This window comes from Dactylosporangium sp. NPDC049742, assembly GCF_040674675.1.
Lineage (GTDB): Bacteria > Actinomycetota > Actinomycetes > Mycobacteriales > Micromonosporaceae > Dactylosporangium > Dactylosporangium maewongense.
In genome coordinates this window covers 36,332-51,409 of sequence record NZ_JBFANF010000034.1, presented here as the reverse complement: position 1 = coordinate 51,409, position 15,078 = coordinate 36,332, and the positions used below count along the sequence as shown (strand labels likewise).

Genomic DNA, 15,078 nt, shown 5'->3' with positions numbered 1-15,078 from the left:
ACCTCCAAATTAGCTGATTCTAACATCAGTTTTAGTTTTACATCGACGCTGCCGCGCTGGTCAATGGCCGTAACGGTCAGCGCGGGATCTGCGCCCAGGGCGTGTCGCGAGGCAGGCCGGGCTCCTTGGGCAGCCGCAGCAGGCGCTCCCCGATGATCGTGCGCATGACGTCCGACGTTCCGCCGGCGATCGTGTAGGCCTGCGACTGCAGCCAGGTCCACACCGGGTCGTCCGGGACCGGCCCGCCGGCCCGCACGGCGTCGGCGTCATAGACGAGCCCGGCCGGGCCGAGCAGCTCCAACGTGAAGCGGGCGATGCGCTGCTCCAGCAGGGCCCGGCGCAGCTTGAGACCGGACGCGCCCGGCCCGGGCCCGCCTTCGGCCCGCGTCCGCTGGTCCCGCAGCGCGGACAGGCGCAGCACCTCGGCCTCGACCCACAGCCGGGTCAGCTCGGCCCGCCGGTCCGGGTCGGACCCGGTCCGGCGCCAGGTGTCGACCGCCAGGGCGATGGCCCCCGACCCGCGCTCCCCGACCGACCCGCCGATCGCGGCCCGCTCGCTCGCGAGCATGGTGGTGGCGACCGCCCATCCGCCCCCGACGTCGCCGAGCCGGGCGTCGTCGCCCAGCCGCACCCCGTCCAGGAACACCTCGTTGAAGTGCGCACCCCCGGTCAGGTCGCGCAACGGCCGCACCTGCACGCCCGCGGCCCGCATGTCGATCAGGAACGCGGTCAGCCCGGCATGCTTCGGGACGCCGGGGTCGGTGCGGGTCAGGGCCAGCCCGAAGCGGGCGGTGTGCGCCAGCGACGTCCACGTCTTCTGCCCGTCGACGACCCACCCGGCGCCGTCACGGTCTTCGCGCACGGCCCGCGTGGCCAGCCCGGCGATGTCCGACCCGGCGCCGGGCTCGGAGAACAGCTGGCACCAGATGTGCTCGGCCGTGAAGATCGGCCGGAGCAGCGCCCGCTGGGCCGGCGTGCCGTGGGCCATCAGCGCCGGCGCGACCATGCCGATGCCCATGGGGTTGCGCTCCCAGGACTCCAGCCGGCCGGCCGCCGCGAGCAGCGCGTCCACCTCGGCCTGGCGGTCCGGGCCGAGGCCGAGCCCACCAGCCCCGGCGGGATGGTGGACCCAGGCCAGTCCGGCGTCGAACTGAGCCCCCAGCGCCGTGATCCGGTCGGCGCCGTCGGTGTCGCGAATGAAGCCGGCGACGCGCCGCCGGAGCTCGTCCTCGTTCACTGGATCAACGACTCCCGTCCGGCCCAGTACTGGTCCTTCAGCTTCCGTTTGTAGAGCTTGCCGGTGGGCAGCCGGGGCAGCTCGGTCACGAAGTCCACGGAGCGGGGGCACTTGTAGTGGGCGATCGACGCCCGGCAGAAGGCGATCAGCTCCGCGGCGGTCGCCGGCCCGGCATCCACCCCGGGGGCGAGCTGCACGACCGCCTTGACCAGCTCCCCCAGGTCGTCGTCGGGGACGCCGATCACCGCGGCGTCGTACACCTTCTCGTGGGTGATCAGGAGGTTCTCCGTCTCCTGCGGGTAGATGTTGACCCCACCAGAGATGATCATGAAGCTCTCCCGGTCGGTGAGGTACAGGTACGCCTCGTCGTCCAGGTAGCCGATGTCGCCGACCGAGCTGGCGCCGAGCTCGACGTCGCGCGTCGCCGCCGTCTTGCCGGGGTCGTTGAAGTACTGGAAGCCGGCCGGCCCCCGGAACCACACCGTGCCGGTCACGCCGGGCGGGCACAGGCTCCCGTCCTCGGCCCGGATGAGCAGTTCGCCGCTCGCGGCCCGGCCGACGGTGCCCGGGTGGTCGAGCCACTCCCGCGAGGTGCAGAACGTGTAGCCGATCCCCTCGCTGGCGGCGTAGAACTCGAGGATGATCGGGCCCCACCAGTCGATCATCTGGCGCTTCACCTGGGGCGGGCACGGCGCCGACGCGAGGATGACCGTGCGCAGCGACGAGACGTCGGCGCGGCGGCGGCGCTCCTCCGGCAGCTTCAGCAGGCGGGAGAACATCGTCGGGACCAGCTGCGAGTGCGTGACCCGGTGGGCGGCGACGAGGTCGAGGTACCGCTCCGCGTCGAACGACTCCATGACGACCGCGGTCCCGCCGGCCCGCAGCGTCATGGACACGCTGCCCTGCGGGGCCGAGTGGTACAGCGGAGCGGGCGACAGGTAGACGCTGGACCCGTCGAGCCCCCACCGTTGGCTCTGGATGCGTGACCCGAGGGGCTCCTCGGACGGGTGCGCGACCGCGAGCGCATGGTAGATGCCCTTCGGGCGCCCGGTGGTGCCGGACGAGTAGAGCATGGCCATGCCCAGCTGTTCGTCCGGAATCGGATCCGGCGGCAGGCCGGCGACGGCACCGTCGTAGGACTCGAACGGCGCCGGCGGGTCGGCACAGTCGGCCATCAGCCACCGTTCGACGCGGGGACACCGCTCCGGCAGCTGCCGAACGAGGTCGAGCTTGGCGGCCGACGTGACCACGATCCGGGCGGAGCTGTCGTTGATGATGTACGCGGCCTCGTCCGGGGACAGATAGTGGTTGATGCAGGTGTAGTACAGGCCGCTGCGTTCGGCGGCCGCCTCGCTCTCCAGCAGGCGCGGGTTGTTCTCCATGAGCATCGCCACGTGGTCGCCGAAGCGTAGGCCGCTGCGCCGGAAGAGGTGCGCCAACCGGTTCGCCTCCGACTCGTACTCACCGTAGGTGATCCGCGTGCCGGCCTCCGCCATGATGATCGCCACCCGGTCCGGACGGTCCTGCGCGATGTGTGCGGCGTACATCATCGGAGTGTGCCGCAGCCGTCGATTGTGTGCAATAGTGCAGACGAGCACCGCCAGAATGCCGTTTCTACGTGCTCCTGCCATCAGATTGTGCACATTCAGGGGAGCAGCCGTGACGAAGCAGGGTTCTTCAGGTCCGCTGTCGGGCGTCCGGGTCCTCGAGCTCGGCAGCTTCATCGCGGGACCGTTCGCGGGTCAGCTGCTGGCCGACTACGGCGCCGAGGTGATCAAGATCGAGCCGCCCGCCGGGGGTGACCCGATGCGCCGCTGGGGTGTCGTGCAGGACGGCCAGAGCCTCTGGTGGCCGGCCATCGCCCGGAACAAGAAGTCGGTCGCGCTGGATCTGCGCGACCCGGACGGCCAGGCCGTGCTGCGGGCCCTCGCCGCGCGCTGCGACGTCGTCCTGGAGAACTTCCGGCCAGGCACTCTCGACGCCTGGGGCCTGGGCTACCAGACCCTCGCCGACATCAATCCCGGCATCATCGTCGTGCACGTCTCCGGGCTGGGGCAGACCGGCCCGCGGTCGCGCGAGGCGGGCTTCGGCAGCATCGGCGAGGCCATGGGCGGCATCCGGTTCACGACCGGTGACGCCGGGTCGCGCCCGGCCCGGACCGGCATCAGCCTCGGCGACTCCCTGGCCGCGCTGTTCGCCGTCGTCGGAACGTCCACGGCGCTGGTCGAGCGCGCGGCGAGCGGCCGCGGCCAGGAGGTCGACGTCGCCATCTACGAGGCGGTCGCGGCGCTCATGGAGTCGACGATGGTCGACTACGAGCGGGCGGGAACACTGCGCACGCGAACCGGCAGTGTCCTGCCGGGTGTCGCACCGTCCAATGTGTACGGCACTGCCGACGGGGCCGACATCGCGATCGCGGGCAACGCCGACGCGGTCTACCGCCGGCTCTGCGACGCCATGGGCCGCCCGGAGCTGGCGACCGACCCGCGCTTCGACGGCCACGAGGCCCGCGGCCGCAACTCGACCGTCCTCGACGAGGAGATCGAACGCTGGACCACCTCGCTACCCGCACCGGACCTGCTGCGGACCCTCGCGGATCACGGCGTGCCGGCGGGAAAGATCTACACCGCCGCCGACATGGTCACCGACGCGCACTACGCCGCCCGGGAGATGGTGCTGCGGCCGGAGACCGCCGGCGGCACCGCGGGGCCGATGGCCGGCATCGTCCCGAAGTTCAGCCGCACCCCGGGCGAGGTGTCCGCGGTGGGGCCGCGCCTGGGTGAGCACACCCGCGCCGTGCTCGACGAGCTGGCCGGGGTGGACGACAAGGCCTGGGACGACCTCCTGCAGCGCGGGATCGTGGCCGAGTGAGCCCGCGCCGGACCGCCGTCATCACCGGCGCCGCGCGCGGCCTCGGCCGGGCCTACGCGTTGGCCCTGGCCGCCGCCGGCCACGCCGTCATCGTGAACGACCTCGGTGCCGACGACGGACCCGCCGGAGCGGTCGTCGCCGAGATCGAGGCCGCGGGCGGCACCGCCGTCCTGAGCCGGCACGACGTGACGGACTTCGCCGACACCGCCGACCTCGTCGGGCTCGCCGTCGACACCTTCGGCGGGCTCGACGTGGTGGTCGCCAACGCCGGCATCCTGCGCGACCGGACCCTGGCGTCGATGACCGAGACCGAATGGGACGACGTCATCGCGGTACACCTCAAGGGCACCTTCACCGTCGCCCATCACGCCGCCGCCCACTGGCGGGCAAGGGCCAAGGCGGGCGCGGACGTCGACGGCCGCCTGATCACCACGACCTCCGCCTCCGGACTGTTCGGCAACATCGGGCAGTCGAACTACGCCGCCGCCAAGGCCGGCATCGCCGCGTTCACGCTCGTGGCGGCCCAGGAGCTGCGGCCGTACGGCGTGAGCGCCAACTGCGTGGCCCCGAGCGCCCTCACCCGCCTGACCGAGGCGCCGCTGCGCCGCTACGAGGGCGAGATCACCGACCGCCGGCGCGAGGAGCTCGACCCGAACTGGGTGGCGCGCGTCGTCGCCTGGCTCTGCCGGCCGGACACGCGCGACGTCACCGGCCGCGTCTTCGACGTCCGCGGCCCGCAGGTCGGCATCGCCTCGGGCTGGCACCTCGAGCCGACCTTCACCCAGCCCGACGACCTCGACGAGCTCGACCGGGCCCTGCGGTCGGCCATCGCGGCCGCGCCGCCCGCCGCGGACATGGAAGGACAGCGTCATGACTGACGGGCCACTGCGCGGCGTGCGGGTCCTGGAGCTGCTCGGGATCGGCCCCGAGCCCTTCGCGGGCATGCTGCTGGCCGATCTGGGCGCCGACGTGCTCGCGCTGCGCCGCCCCGGCCAGGTGCCCGGCGGCGGCGGGCTGGAGCGGGGCCGGCCCGTGGCCGGCGTCGACCTGAAGGACGCCGAGACCGCGGACGTCGTGCGCGGACTGCTGCCCTCGGTGGATGTGCTCCTGGAGGGCTACCGCCCGGGCGTCGCCGAGCGGCTCGGGCTCGGCCCGGAGGACTGCCACGCCATCAATCCGCGGCTCGTCTACGGCCGGATGACCGGATGGGGGCAGACCGGGCCGCTCGCCGCCACGGCCGGGCACGACATCAACTACATCGCCGTCACCGGAGCCCTGCACGCCGCCGCGCGGGCCGGCCAGCCGCCGACGCCCCCGGCCAACCTCCTCGGCGACTTCGGCGGCGGCGGCATGTACCTCGTCACGGCGGTGCTGGCCGCGCTCGTCGAACGCGCGCGCACCGGCACCGGACGGGTGCTGGACGTGGCGATCACCGACGGCACCACCTACCTCGCGTCGATGCTGTTCGGCATGCACCGCGACGGGCAGTGGCAGGACGAGGCCGGCACGAACCTGCTCGACACCGGCGCGCCCTACTACGACGTGTACGCCTGTGCCGACGGCCGCCACGTCGCGATCGGCGCCCTCGAACCCCAGTTCTTCGCGGCGCTGGCCGACCTGCTCCGGCTCGGCCCGCAGCTGCGCGAGGGTCGCGACGATCCGGCCCGCTGGCCCGCGCTGCGTGCGGCGATCGCCGCGGCGGTGCTCACCCGGACCCGTGACGAGTGGGCCGCCCTCGCCGCCGGCACCGATGCCTGCCTGACGCCGGTGCTGACCCTCAGCGAGGCACCGCGGCACGGCCAGGCGGTGACCCGCGCGACCTTCGCCGACGGGATGCCCCGGCTTCCCCTCGGCCGCGCGGCGGCGACGGCGTCGGCCGCCGACGTCGTGCGGGCCTGGGGTGCGACACCCGAACTGGCCGCCGCGGTCGCGCAGTGGCCGTCGACTCCAACTCGCTGACAAGGGGATCCACATGCATGACGCGGTGATCGTCGACATCGCCCGCTCCGCGTCGGGCCGCGGCAAACCCGGCGGCGCGCTGTCCGGACTCCACCCCGTGGACCTGCTCGCCACCGTGCTGCGCGCGCTCGTCACGCGGACCGGGGTCGAGCCCGCGCTGATCGACGACGTCATCACCGGCTGCGTCGGCCAGGCCGCCGAGCAGGCGGCCAACATCGGGCGCAACGCCGTGCTGGCGGCGGGCTGGCCGCTCACCGTCCCGGGCACGACCGTCGACCGGGCCTGCGGCTCGGGCCAGCAGGCGATGCACTTCGCCGCCCAGGGCGTGATGGCCGGGGCGTACGACATCGTCGTGGCGTGCGGGGTCGAGTCGATGAGCCGGGTCCCGATGGGCACCGCGATGGTCGGCGGCGCCGACCCGTTCGGCCCGGGGGTGGCCGCGCGGCTGGCCGGGAACGGCCTCGTGTCGCAGGGCATCGCGGCCGAGCTGGTGACCGCCCGCTGGGGCCTCACCCGCGAGCAGCTGGACGCCTACGCCGCCCGTTCGCACGCGCTGGCCGCGGGGGCCGCCGCCGCTGGGGCCTTCGCCAACGAGATCGTCCCGGTCGGCGTGCCGGGCCGCGACGCCCCGCTCACGCAGGACGAGACCATCCGCCCGGCGACCTCGCCGGCCGGCCTGGCCGGGCTCAGGCCAGCCTTCTACAACGCCGCCGCCGGCGAGCGGTTCCCGCAGATCGGCTGGCACATCACCGCCGGCAACTCCTCGCCGCTGACCGACGGGGCGGCGGCCGCGCTGATCATGAGCGCGACGCGGGCGGCCGAGCTCGGGCTGCGGCCCCGGGCGCGGTTCCACGCCTTCGCCCTGGCCGGTGACGATCCGGTCATGATGCTGACCGCGCCGATCCCGGCGACCCGCAAGGTGCTGGCCAGGGCCGGCCTGACCATCGACGACGTCGACGCCTACGAGGTGAACGAGGCGTTCGCACCGGTCCCGCTCGCCTGGGCGGCCGATCTCGGGGCGGACCCGGAACGGCTCAACCCGCGCGGCGGCGCGATCGCGCTCGGCCATCCCCTCGGCGGCTCCGGGGTGCGGCTCATGGCGACCCTGGTGAACCACCTCGAACAGACCGGCGGCCGATACGGGCTGCAGACCATGTGCGAGGCCGGCGGCCAGGCCAACGCCACCATCGTGGAACGGCTCTAGAACGGCACAACGCCACCACCGTGGGGCGGCTTCAGAACGGCACTTCGAACACCGCGGTGCCGGCGAGGTGAACCTCGCCGGTCTGCCGGGTCGCCTGGACCACGACCGTGCAGACCGTGTGCGTCGCGGTCTCCTCGACGGCGGTGACCTCGCTGGTGTAGGTGAGGGTGTCGCCCGGCCACGCGATGGCGCGGAACTGCACCTCGAACCGGCGGATGTGGTCGGGGCCGAGGCGGTCCGCGACGAACGCGGCCAGGACACCGGCCTGCCGCATCCCGACGGCGAACACCGTCGGGAACCCGGCGGCACGCGCGAACTCGGCGTCGTGATGGATCGGGTTCATGTCGCCGGATGCGCCCTGGTAGCGCACGAAGTCGGTGACGGTGAGCGGGCCCTGCACCAGCGGCGCTCCGAGGGGGCCCACCGTCGGGCGCGACGCCGTCATTCGGCCGGCGCCGATGCCGTCGGGGCCTGCTCCGTCACGACGAGCGTGGCCCGGGCCTCGGCGACCAGCCGTCCGTCGGCGTCGCGGAACTCGGTGACGATGTCGGCGAACTCGAGCATGCCGCCGCGCCGGCCCTGCTTGGAGTAGACGCGATCGATGCGCTGGCGGCCGTGCAGCACGGTGCCCGCCCGTGGCGGCGGCCCGTGGAACACGTACTGCTGGCCGCCGTGGAGGACCCGCGACAGATCCGGCGGCTCGTCGCCCCACGGTGAGCTGGCGTCCGTCGTCCAGAAGGCGCTCGACGCCAGGAAGGTGGGCGGGGAGATCGGGTCGTCGCCGGAGTACAGCGGATGGTCCGAGCCGACGGCGGCGGCGAACTCGCGAATCTTGCCCCGCTCGACCGTCATCGTGAATTCGGCACCCGACCGGCCCTCGAACTTCGACATCTGACCCATGTGTACATCGCCTCTTCCCATCCAGCCTCGCCGATTGTACACAATTCGTCGGCCGCGACGCAGCACCTCGTCGCTGCCTACGGAAACCGCCCGGCGCGCAGCAGCTGGCCGGGCAGCTGCCGGCCGAGCACCTCGGTGATCCAGGCCGAGACGGACAGCAGCGCGTCGAGGTCGACGCCCGTGCTCACGCCCTGGCCTTCGAGCAGGTAGACGAGATCCTCGGTGGCGATGTTGCCGGTCGCGTTCGGCGCGAACGGGCAGCCGCCGATACCCGCGACGGAACTGTCGAGCACCGACGCCCCCGCCTCCAGTCCCGCGATCGCGTTGGCATAGCCGGTGTTTCGGGTGTTGTGCAGGTGCAGCCCGAGGGGAATCCCGAGCCCGGCCGCACCGGTGAGCAGGCGGGTGACCTGCCGCGGCACCCCGACGCCGATCGTGTCGGCGAAGATGATCTCGTCCGCGCCGGTGGCCGCGGCCCGCTCCGCGATGGCCAGCACCCGTCCCGGGTCGACCGCTCCTTCGAAGGGGCAGCCGAACGACGCGGCCAGCGTGATGCTGGCCCGCCGGCCGTCGGCGTGCGCCGCGGCCACGATCGCGGCGGCCTCGGCGAGCGACCGCTCAACGGCACGACCCTGGTTCCGCTGGTTGAACGTCTCGGTCACGCAGAAGGCCATCCGGGCCTCCACGCACCGCGTCGCCGCCAGCCGCGTGTATCCGCGCTCGTTGAGCACCAGAGCGACGTGGTCGACACCGTCGACCGGCCGCACCGCGGCGCAGACCTCCTCCGCGCCGCTCATCTGCGGTACCCGGGCGGGATTGACGAAGCTGACCACCTCGACGCTCGTCAGCCCGGTGGCCGACAGCCGGTCGACGAGCTCCGCGCGCACCCGGGGGCTCAGATGGTCCGGCTCATTCTGCAGGCCGTCACGTGGGCCCACCTCGCAGATCCTGACGGTCACGGGCTCTCCCCTGGTTCGTGCTGGCGGGCATCCGCACGGCACCCTCCCGATCACCAACGGCCGTCAACCTACCGCCCACGCGCTGGTTTGTACACAATCTAGGCCGGCATGACCTGCCGGCACAAGCACCGTCCGGCGACGGCCGGCCGTCGTCGTCGACCGCGTCGAACACCGCGGCCATGAGCAGCGGGGCGGCCCGTTCATCCGGCACGCCGGTCACCGCTGGGCCGTCCTGCCGTTGTCGATCCAGCGCCCGCTCATGCCGGCAGCCTTTGGACAACCGCCGCTGCGCATCGCCCCCGCTGCGCATCGCCCCCGCTGTTCGTCACCCCCGCTGTTCGTCACCCCCGCGAGCGGAAGCGGTCGGTGGTGACACGGCTCCGCCGGGTACGGTGCGTCGGTGAACGGATCGACGGCGGAGCCGGACCCGGCCCAGCGAACGCGGGCGATGCTGGTGCTCGCCGAGCCGGACCTCGGCGCCAGCGCGTTCCGGCTCGACGCGGCACAGCGTGCGCTGGACGCGGGCTGGGCGGGCACGATCACCGAGCTGCTCACCGTGCTGCGCGGCATCGACGAGCCAGGACGCGGCGAGGTGGTGACCGACCACGCCGAGGCGCTCCGGGACCAGCCGCACTACGGCTACCTCCTCGCCGTGGAGCGCGCGCTCGCCGAGCGTGGGGTGCGGGTCATCGCCCGTACCGTCGAGACAGCCCACTCCCTGCAGGGTCAGCTCACCGTCGATCTGGCCGCCTCGGTGCCGGCGTTCCCCGACAGCCGCCGGTTCGACGTCGTCTGGGACAGCACCGGCGGCTGGTCATACCGCCTCGACCGGCGCACCGTCTCCTACTCCGACCGGCGGCACGGCCGGTCCGTGTACTGGCAGCAGGGCCTCCTCCCCGAACCGGCCCCGGTCGCCGGCTGGATCGCCCGGTCGCTCGCCGGCGACCTGTCGCTGCCGGCGCGGCAGGGGTGGCACCTGGACGCCGACGACCTCATGACGGCGCTGCGGGCGCACGACTCCCCCACGCTCGCCGATTCGGCGGTGCCGACCCGCACGTCCCCGGTACGGCCCGGCAGCCTCGACCGGATCCTGCAGCGCGGCTTCGACCGCACCCTGCCACCCCCGCCACGGGCGGGCGACGACGTCTACGTGCCGTCGCGGTTCTGGCGCGACCTCGCCCCCGGCGCCGAGCTCCACGGCGGGCTCACCCAGATCGTCGAGGTCCGGGAGCGCCCAGGCGAGCTGGACTGGTACGAGGTGGCCATCACCGTCGGCGAGTGGGAGGAGAGCTTCGACTGGGACTGGCTCTCGGGGAAGCAGACCGAGTTCCGCCAGGAGTACGGCGACGCCCGCGCCACCCTGGAGGGGTGGTAGCTCGGCTCACGGCTGGATCGCGGGGAGAATGGCGGCAACGATTCGGGAGGAGTGGTGATGCGGCGGTTCGAGGGCAAGGTCGCGCTCGTCACGGCGGCGGCGCAGGGCATCGGGCGGGCCGTCGTCCGGCGGATCGCCGCCGAGGGCGGTGCGGTGGTCATCACCGACCTGCAGGAGGACGCGGTCGCAGCGCTGGCCGAGGAGATCGGCGCGGAGCACGCGCTCGGGGTCAAGGTCGACGTCACCTCGCGTGCCGACGTCGACGCCGCGGTCGCCGCGACCGTCGAGCGGTTCGGCCGGCTCGACCTGGTGGTGAACAACGCGGGTGGCTGCATCGTCACCTCGATGCCCGAGGACACCTCGGCCGAGGACTGGCACCGCCAGCTCGACTTCACCCTCGTCGGCGCCTCCCGTTGCATCCAGGCGGCCATCCCGCACCTGGTGAGGACCCGCGGCAACGTCGTCACGATCAGCTCGGTCAACGCCATCACGGCCTTCGGCAACGTGGAGTACGCCGCTGCCAAGGCCGGCCAGATCGCGATGTCGCAGAACTACGCCGCCCGGTACGGCCCGCTCGGCGTGCGCTTCAACGTCGTCGCCCCCGGCACCATCCGGACACCGAACTGGGACGACCAGCCGGGCGCGCTGGAGCAGCTCGCGCCGATGTACCCGCTCGGCCGCGTCGGCGAACCAGAGGACGTGGCCGCGGCGGTCGCGTTCCTCGGCTCCGACGACGCCGCCTGGATCACCGGCCACACCCTCCCCGTCGAGGGCGGCGTGCTGACCGGCCCAAACCCGATCGACCTGAGCCCACCCGACACCCTCCACCAACGCCTCTAGCAACCGCGACACCTCAAGGCCCAGACGCAATGCCACGTAGCATACGTTGATCTTGGCGGTTCGGTGGCGCGGTGATGCTGGTGGCTGACCGCGGGGTTCTACTGTGACTGGGTGATACAGGATTCGGAAACTTCGACTGTTGACGTGGGCATGGTCAGCCGACCGGATCAGGTGTCGTTGGGGGTGTTGGTCGCTGCGGTTCCGCGGTTCAAGGTCGACGAAGCGGTCGCGGTGTGCGAGGTGGCGGAGAGGCCTCGGGGCGGCACGCTGCCGCCGCACGTGACGGCGTATCTGACGATGGCGTTGTGTCTGTTCGCCGAGGACGGCACCGAAGAGGTCGCGCAGAAAGTGACCGGTTCACTGTCGGCGTTCGGGGTGTGGGATGCCAGGTGGGCACCGCCCACGTCGTCGGGCATCACGCAGGCGCGGAAGCGGCTGGGCCGCGATGTGTTGCGGGAGACGTTCTACCGGGTCGCGGAGCCGATCGCGCAACCGGCCACCCGCGGGGCGTGGCTTCGAGGCCGGCGCTTGGTGGCCATCGATGGGTTCGATGTCGATGTGCCCGACACCGCCGAGAACGCCACCGAGTTCGGCTACGCCGGCAACGCCCAAGCCCGGTCGGCGTTTCCGAAGGTGCGAGTGGTCGCGTTGACCGAATGCGGCTCGCAGGCGTTCATTGACGCTGAGGTGGGTCCGTGGGCGCGCAGTGAGAAGGCGATGGCCGCCACGCTGCTGCCCACACTGTCGTCGGACTGGTTGCTGATGGCCGACCGGGGCTTCTACAGTTTCGAGACGTTCAGCGTGGCAGCGCTTACTGGCGCGGCGTTGTGTTGGCGGGCGCCGACCCAGCTGCGTCTGCCGGTGCTGAAAGTTCTGTCCGATGGCACCTATCTGTCCGTGCTGATCGACCCGCAGATCCGGGGTCAGCACCGTGCGCGGCTGCTCGCGGCGGCGAAAAGCGGCGCCAAGCCGGATCCCGCTGCCGCGCATGTGGTCCGCATCATCGAGTACGACATCCCGAATCGCGACAGCAGCGAATCGATCGTTCTGATCACCAATATTCACGACCCGGACGATGTCACCGCGGCCGAGCTGGCCGGCACCTACCAGCAACGCCGGGAAGCCGAGGCATCCAACGGCCAGCTCAAGATGTGGCCGCGCGGTCCCGGCAGGGTGCTGCGCTCACGCAGCCCGGACCTGGTCCATCAAGAGGTCTGGGCCTACCTGCTGGTCCAGCACGCGATCAGCGCCCTGATCTGCCGGGCTTCCACCGGCGCCGACATCGACCCGGATCGAGTCAGCGTCGTCAACGCCGTCCACCTCATCCGCCGTACCGCCACCAGGACGGCGGCCTTTCCCCTTCCCCTCTGAGCACTGGCCCGCAGCCGCCAACAGAGTCCACGCCGAACTCACCGTGGCGTGCCCCACCCTGAGCCGGCCCCCGTCCAGTTCTACCCATACAGCTAGCACTCCATACAGGATGATCAACTTAAGCTACCCAGCATTGGGCCCAGACGTACCCCGGCTGCTGTCAGCAACCCAGAGCCGGAACTGGTGGATGGCTTCGCTGAGATTGAGCGGACCGCAGAAGGCCTCGAAGTGGTTGTCGACCAGGCGAGCGATGAACCAGTCGTGCTTGCTTCGGTGAACTTCCTGCTTGGGGAACGCAACGCCGTCCATTGCGGTCGCCTGCAGGTCCACCCTCAGCGACCAACCGGGGTTGTCCAGCGTCTCGATGGACACGCCGTACTCATGTTCCCAATCGCCATCGCACTGGGCGGCGTACCAGCCCTGAAGCCACGTCAACGCGTCAGGCCCGTCAACGTAGGAAATGGAAGCCTGCCCGCTCATGTGGTCATGATGCCGCAGGAATCTGAGCCCAACATCCGTGAGGCTTCATTGCGACGGTGTCACGCATGCTGTGTCACGTTGATGACCGTGCCGCTCGGGTCGCGGACGAAGAATTGACAGCCATGACCCGAGTCTATGGCGAGACGATCGCCGCCGAGCACCAGCGGCACCTCGCCGGCGGGGGAATCACCGGAACGCCTGCCGAGACGGCGCTGCTGGCGACCAATCCGACCGCCGAAGGCATGCACGTGACGCTGCACCATCACGGCGACGCCTCAGGCTCTACCTGACGCGCGACACGCGGCACACCGCCTTGCTCGGGTGGGGTCGGCCTGCCATCGTCAGCGGATGAGGCCCATGCGCTCATTGTCGCGAGGCGAAGATCTCAGTGAGCAGTTGTATCCGGACCTGATCGCGGCCGGCAGCCTTGCTCGGGCGTTGCGGCAGTCGCTGCCCTCCGGCGGCGGAACCGGGCTGGATGTCCGTGACCACATCGGGCGGTGGTCGGCGGTCGTCACGGGCGGCACGGCCGAGCGCGGCGACTTCCGCGTGTACATCGGCGCCGACGAACGGGCCTTCGGCGTCGCCGGATGGAGCCGGGGCGTCATGCTCATCGGCGGTAGCACCGCCGAACTGGCCGACGTCGGCGGGGCGGCGCAGTCCTGGCACGCCGGCGCGAGGCTCGAGGAGCTCCATCGTCAGTTCCCGTTCCTGGAAGTCACCAGCTTGGCCCTGGCCCATCAGCGAGGTCCGGCCGACGCGGTTGCCGAGCAATGGCGAGGGCTCCGCGAAGGTTGGGGAAGAGATGACCGTTTTCGGTTCGTCGTCGACCTCATCGACGCGGCACACGCGGCACCGCAACTGCGCCAACTGTACGTGTACACCAGCCACACATCGCTGCACTTCAGCACCTGCACCGGCTTCCCCTACAGCCAAGACGTTCCGTACATCGATCCGCGCACAGAAGGCGGCTACGTCGTTCGTAACGCCGCCGATCGTGAACCTGTCGGTGCGGCCGACGACGCCGAACGGGCGGTCGCGCTGCTGGTGGGGCAACTGCCGCCGGACCTGGGTCCGGCCGCGGCCGGCACCGCGGATCCTTCGGCCTGTTAGCGGCCCGAAACGTTTGGCCCGGGTCCGGAATCGTCGCCGCCGGCTGGGCCCTTCCACCGGTACAGATGCTCGGGGCGGCCGGTCGCGCCGTAGCGCAGGCTCATCAACGCCAAGCCGTCCTGCTCGAGGGCGGCCAGGTAGCGTTGCGTGGTGGCTCGCGCGATGCCGAGTTCGGCCGCGATCTCCGCGGCGGTTCGGGCCGTGTGTGGCAGCACCTGGAGCCGTTCCGCGACGAGCCGGGCGGTGACACTCGAGTGTCCCTTCGGCGTGACCGTCCGGTCGCCGGAGTGCAAGTGGCGTTGGCAGCGGTCAATGTCTTCCTGGTTGAACGTGCCGCCGGACGACATGGCGAGCGCCGTTCGGTAGCGGCTGTACGCGGTGAGGCGGTCGACCAGCTGTTCGGCCGTGAACGGCTTGAGGAGATAGTTCAATGCGCCGTGTGCGAACGCCTTACGTACGGCGGCCGCATCGGACATCGCCGTCAACATGATGGTGTCGACGTCGGTCTCGGCCAGCACCGTGAGTCCCGAGTCGTCGGGCAGGTAGGTGTCGAGCAGCATCAGGTCAGGCTGCTCATGGGCGAGCATCCGGCGCGCGTCGGCCGCCGTCAGGGCCGTTCCGACGACGCGGAATCCGGGCACCCGGTCGGTGTAGCTCACGTGGACCTTCGCGACCCGGAAGTCGTCCTCCACCACCAGGACTCGGATCATCAGTCGACCTCCGCTGTTCGGTCAGCGGGTGTGCGACAGGACCACATCTCCGGCTGAAC

The 15,078-nt window shown here is 71.7% G+C and carries 16 protein-coding genes; 9 read left to right on the top strand and 7 right to left on the bottom strand.

Annotation, left to right across the window (positions count from 1 at the left end):
- Positions 1-76: 76 nt before the first annotated feature.
- Together AB0J72_RS34105 and AB0J72_RS34100 are read right to left on the bottom strand one after the other, a co-directional pair.
- On the bottom strand, positions 77-1,237 hold the full coding sequence (locus AB0J72_RS34105; RefSeq protein WP_363405814.1) for an acyl-CoA dehydrogenase family protein: 1,161 nt from the start codon (positions 1,235-1,237) through the stop codon (positions 77-79).
- A complete protein-coding gene (locus AB0J72_RS34100; protein WP_363405811.1) occupies positions 1,234-2,784 on the bottom strand; it encodes an AMP-binding protein in 1,551 nt (516 codons plus the stop codon). Before AB0J72_RS34100 ends, AB0J72_RS34105 begins: the two co-directional genes overlap by 4 nt.
- 112 nt (positions 2,785-2,896) lie before the next feature.
- On the opposite strand from AB0J72_RS34100, the gene AB0J72_RS34095 reads away from it, so the two are divergent.
- Genes AB0J72_RS34095 through AB0J72_RS34080 form a run of 4 tightly spaced genes read left to right on the top strand, consistent with a single transcriptional unit; the run spans position 2,897 to position 7,271 of the window.
- Complete coding sequence (locus tag AB0J72_RS34095; RefSeq protein WP_363405808.1) at positions 2,897-4,108, top strand: CoA transferase; 1,212 nt, start codon at positions 2,897-2,899, stop codon at positions 4,106-4,108.
- Positions 4,105-4,986, top strand: coding sequence for an SDR family NAD(P)-dependent oxidoreductase (locus tag AB0J72_RS34090; RefSeq protein ID WP_363405805.1), 882 nt, complete (start codon positions 4,105-4,107; stop codon positions 4,984-4,986). Before AB0J72_RS34095 ends, AB0J72_RS34090 begins: the two co-directional genes overlap by 4 nt.
- A complete protein-coding gene (locus tag AB0J72_RS34085) occupies positions 4,979-6,067 on the top strand; it encodes a CaiB/BaiF CoA-transferase family protein (RefSeq protein WP_363405802.1) in 1,089 nt (362 codons plus the stop codon). Before AB0J72_RS34090 ends, AB0J72_RS34085 begins: the two co-directional genes overlap by 8 nt.
- Positions 6,068-6,080: 13 nt before the next feature.
- Positions 6,081-7,271: a thiolase family protein gene (locus AB0J72_RS34080; protein WP_363405799.1), complete on the top strand. Its 1,191-nt coding sequence runs from the start codon at positions 6,081-6,083 to the stop codon at positions 7,269-7,271.
- 31 nt (positions 7,272-7,302) lie between these two features.
- Here the strand turns inward: AB0J72_RS34080 and AB0J72_RS34075 are convergent, their stop codons facing one another.
- The 3 genes from AB0J72_RS34075 to AB0J72_RS34065 all read right to left on the bottom strand — a co-directional run bounded on the left by AB0J72_RS34075 (position 7,303) and on the right by AB0J72_RS34065 (position 9,130).
- Entirely contained in the window at positions 7,303-7,671 is a 369-nt protein-coding gene (locus tag AB0J72_RS34075) for a MaoC/PaaZ C-terminal domain-containing protein (RefSeq protein ID WP_363405796.1), read from the bottom strand.
- Between the two features lie 41 nt (positions 7,672-7,712).
- Positions 7,713-8,162: a MaoC family dehydratase N-terminal domain-containing protein gene (locus tag AB0J72_RS34070; protein WP_363405793.1), complete on the bottom strand. Its 450-nt coding sequence runs from the start codon at positions 8,160-8,162 to the stop codon at positions 7,713-7,715.
- Positions 8,163-8,248: 86 nt separating this feature from the next.
- On the bottom strand, positions 8,249-9,130 hold the full coding sequence (locus AB0J72_RS34065) for a hydroxymethylglutaryl-CoA lyase (protein WP_363405790.1): 882 nt from the start codon (positions 9,128-9,130) through the stop codon (positions 8,249-8,251).
- 400 nt (positions 9,131-9,530) lie between these two features.
- Here AB0J72_RS34065 and AB0J72_RS34060 point away from each other — a divergent pair, with 400 nt between their 5' ends.
- From AB0J72_RS34060 to AB0J72_RS34050, 3 genes are all read left to right on the top strand, one after another.
- Positions 9,531-10,505, top strand: coding sequence for a DUF6292 family protein (locus tag AB0J72_RS34060; protein ID WP_363405787.1), 975 nt, complete (start codon positions 9,531-9,533; stop codon positions 10,503-10,505).
- A 57-nt stretch (positions 10,506-10,562) separates the two neighbouring features.
- A complete protein-coding gene (locus AB0J72_RS34055) occupies positions 10,563-11,345 on the top strand; it encodes an SDR family NAD(P)-dependent oxidoreductase (protein WP_363405785.1) in 783 nt (260 codons plus the stop codon).
- A 150-nt stretch (positions 11,346-11,495) separates the two neighbouring features.
- A complete protein-coding gene (locus AB0J72_RS34050) occupies positions 11,496-12,716 on the top strand; it encodes an IS4 family transposase (protein ID WP_363406045.1) in 1,221 nt (406 codons plus the stop codon).
- A 123-nt stretch (positions 12,717-12,839) separates the two neighbouring features.
- Here the strand turns inward: AB0J72_RS34050 and AB0J72_RS34045 are convergent, their stop codons facing one another.
- Positions 12,840-13,196, bottom strand: coding sequence for an immunity 53 family protein (locus tag AB0J72_RS34045; protein WP_363405783.1), 357 nt, complete (start codon positions 13,194-13,196; stop codon positions 12,840-12,842).
- A 56-nt stretch (positions 13,197-13,252) separates the two neighbouring features.
- Between AB0J72_RS34045 and AB0J72_RS34040 the strand changes: the two genes are divergently transcribed.
- Positions 13,253-13,486 carry a hypothetical protein gene (locus AB0J72_RS34040; RefSeq protein WP_363405781.1) on the top strand — a complete coding sequence of 78 codons (234 nt, stop codon included), beginning with the start codon at positions 13,253-13,255 and terminating at the stop codon, positions 13,484-13,486.
- Between the two features lie 58 nt (positions 13,487-13,544).
- Entirely contained in the window at positions 13,545-14,309 is a 765-nt protein-coding gene (locus AB0J72_RS34035) for a DUF6193 family natural product biosynthesis protein (RefSeq protein WP_363405779.1), read from the top strand.
- Here AB0J72_RS34035 and AB0J72_RS34030 read toward each other — a convergent pair.
- Positions 14,306-15,019, bottom strand: coding sequence for a response regulator (locus AB0J72_RS34030; RefSeq protein ID WP_363405777.1), 714 nt, complete (start codon positions 15,017-15,019; stop codon positions 14,306-14,308). The genes AB0J72_RS34035 and AB0J72_RS34030 overlap by 4 nt on opposite strands.
- Positions 15,020-15,078 lie beyond the last annotated feature (59 nt).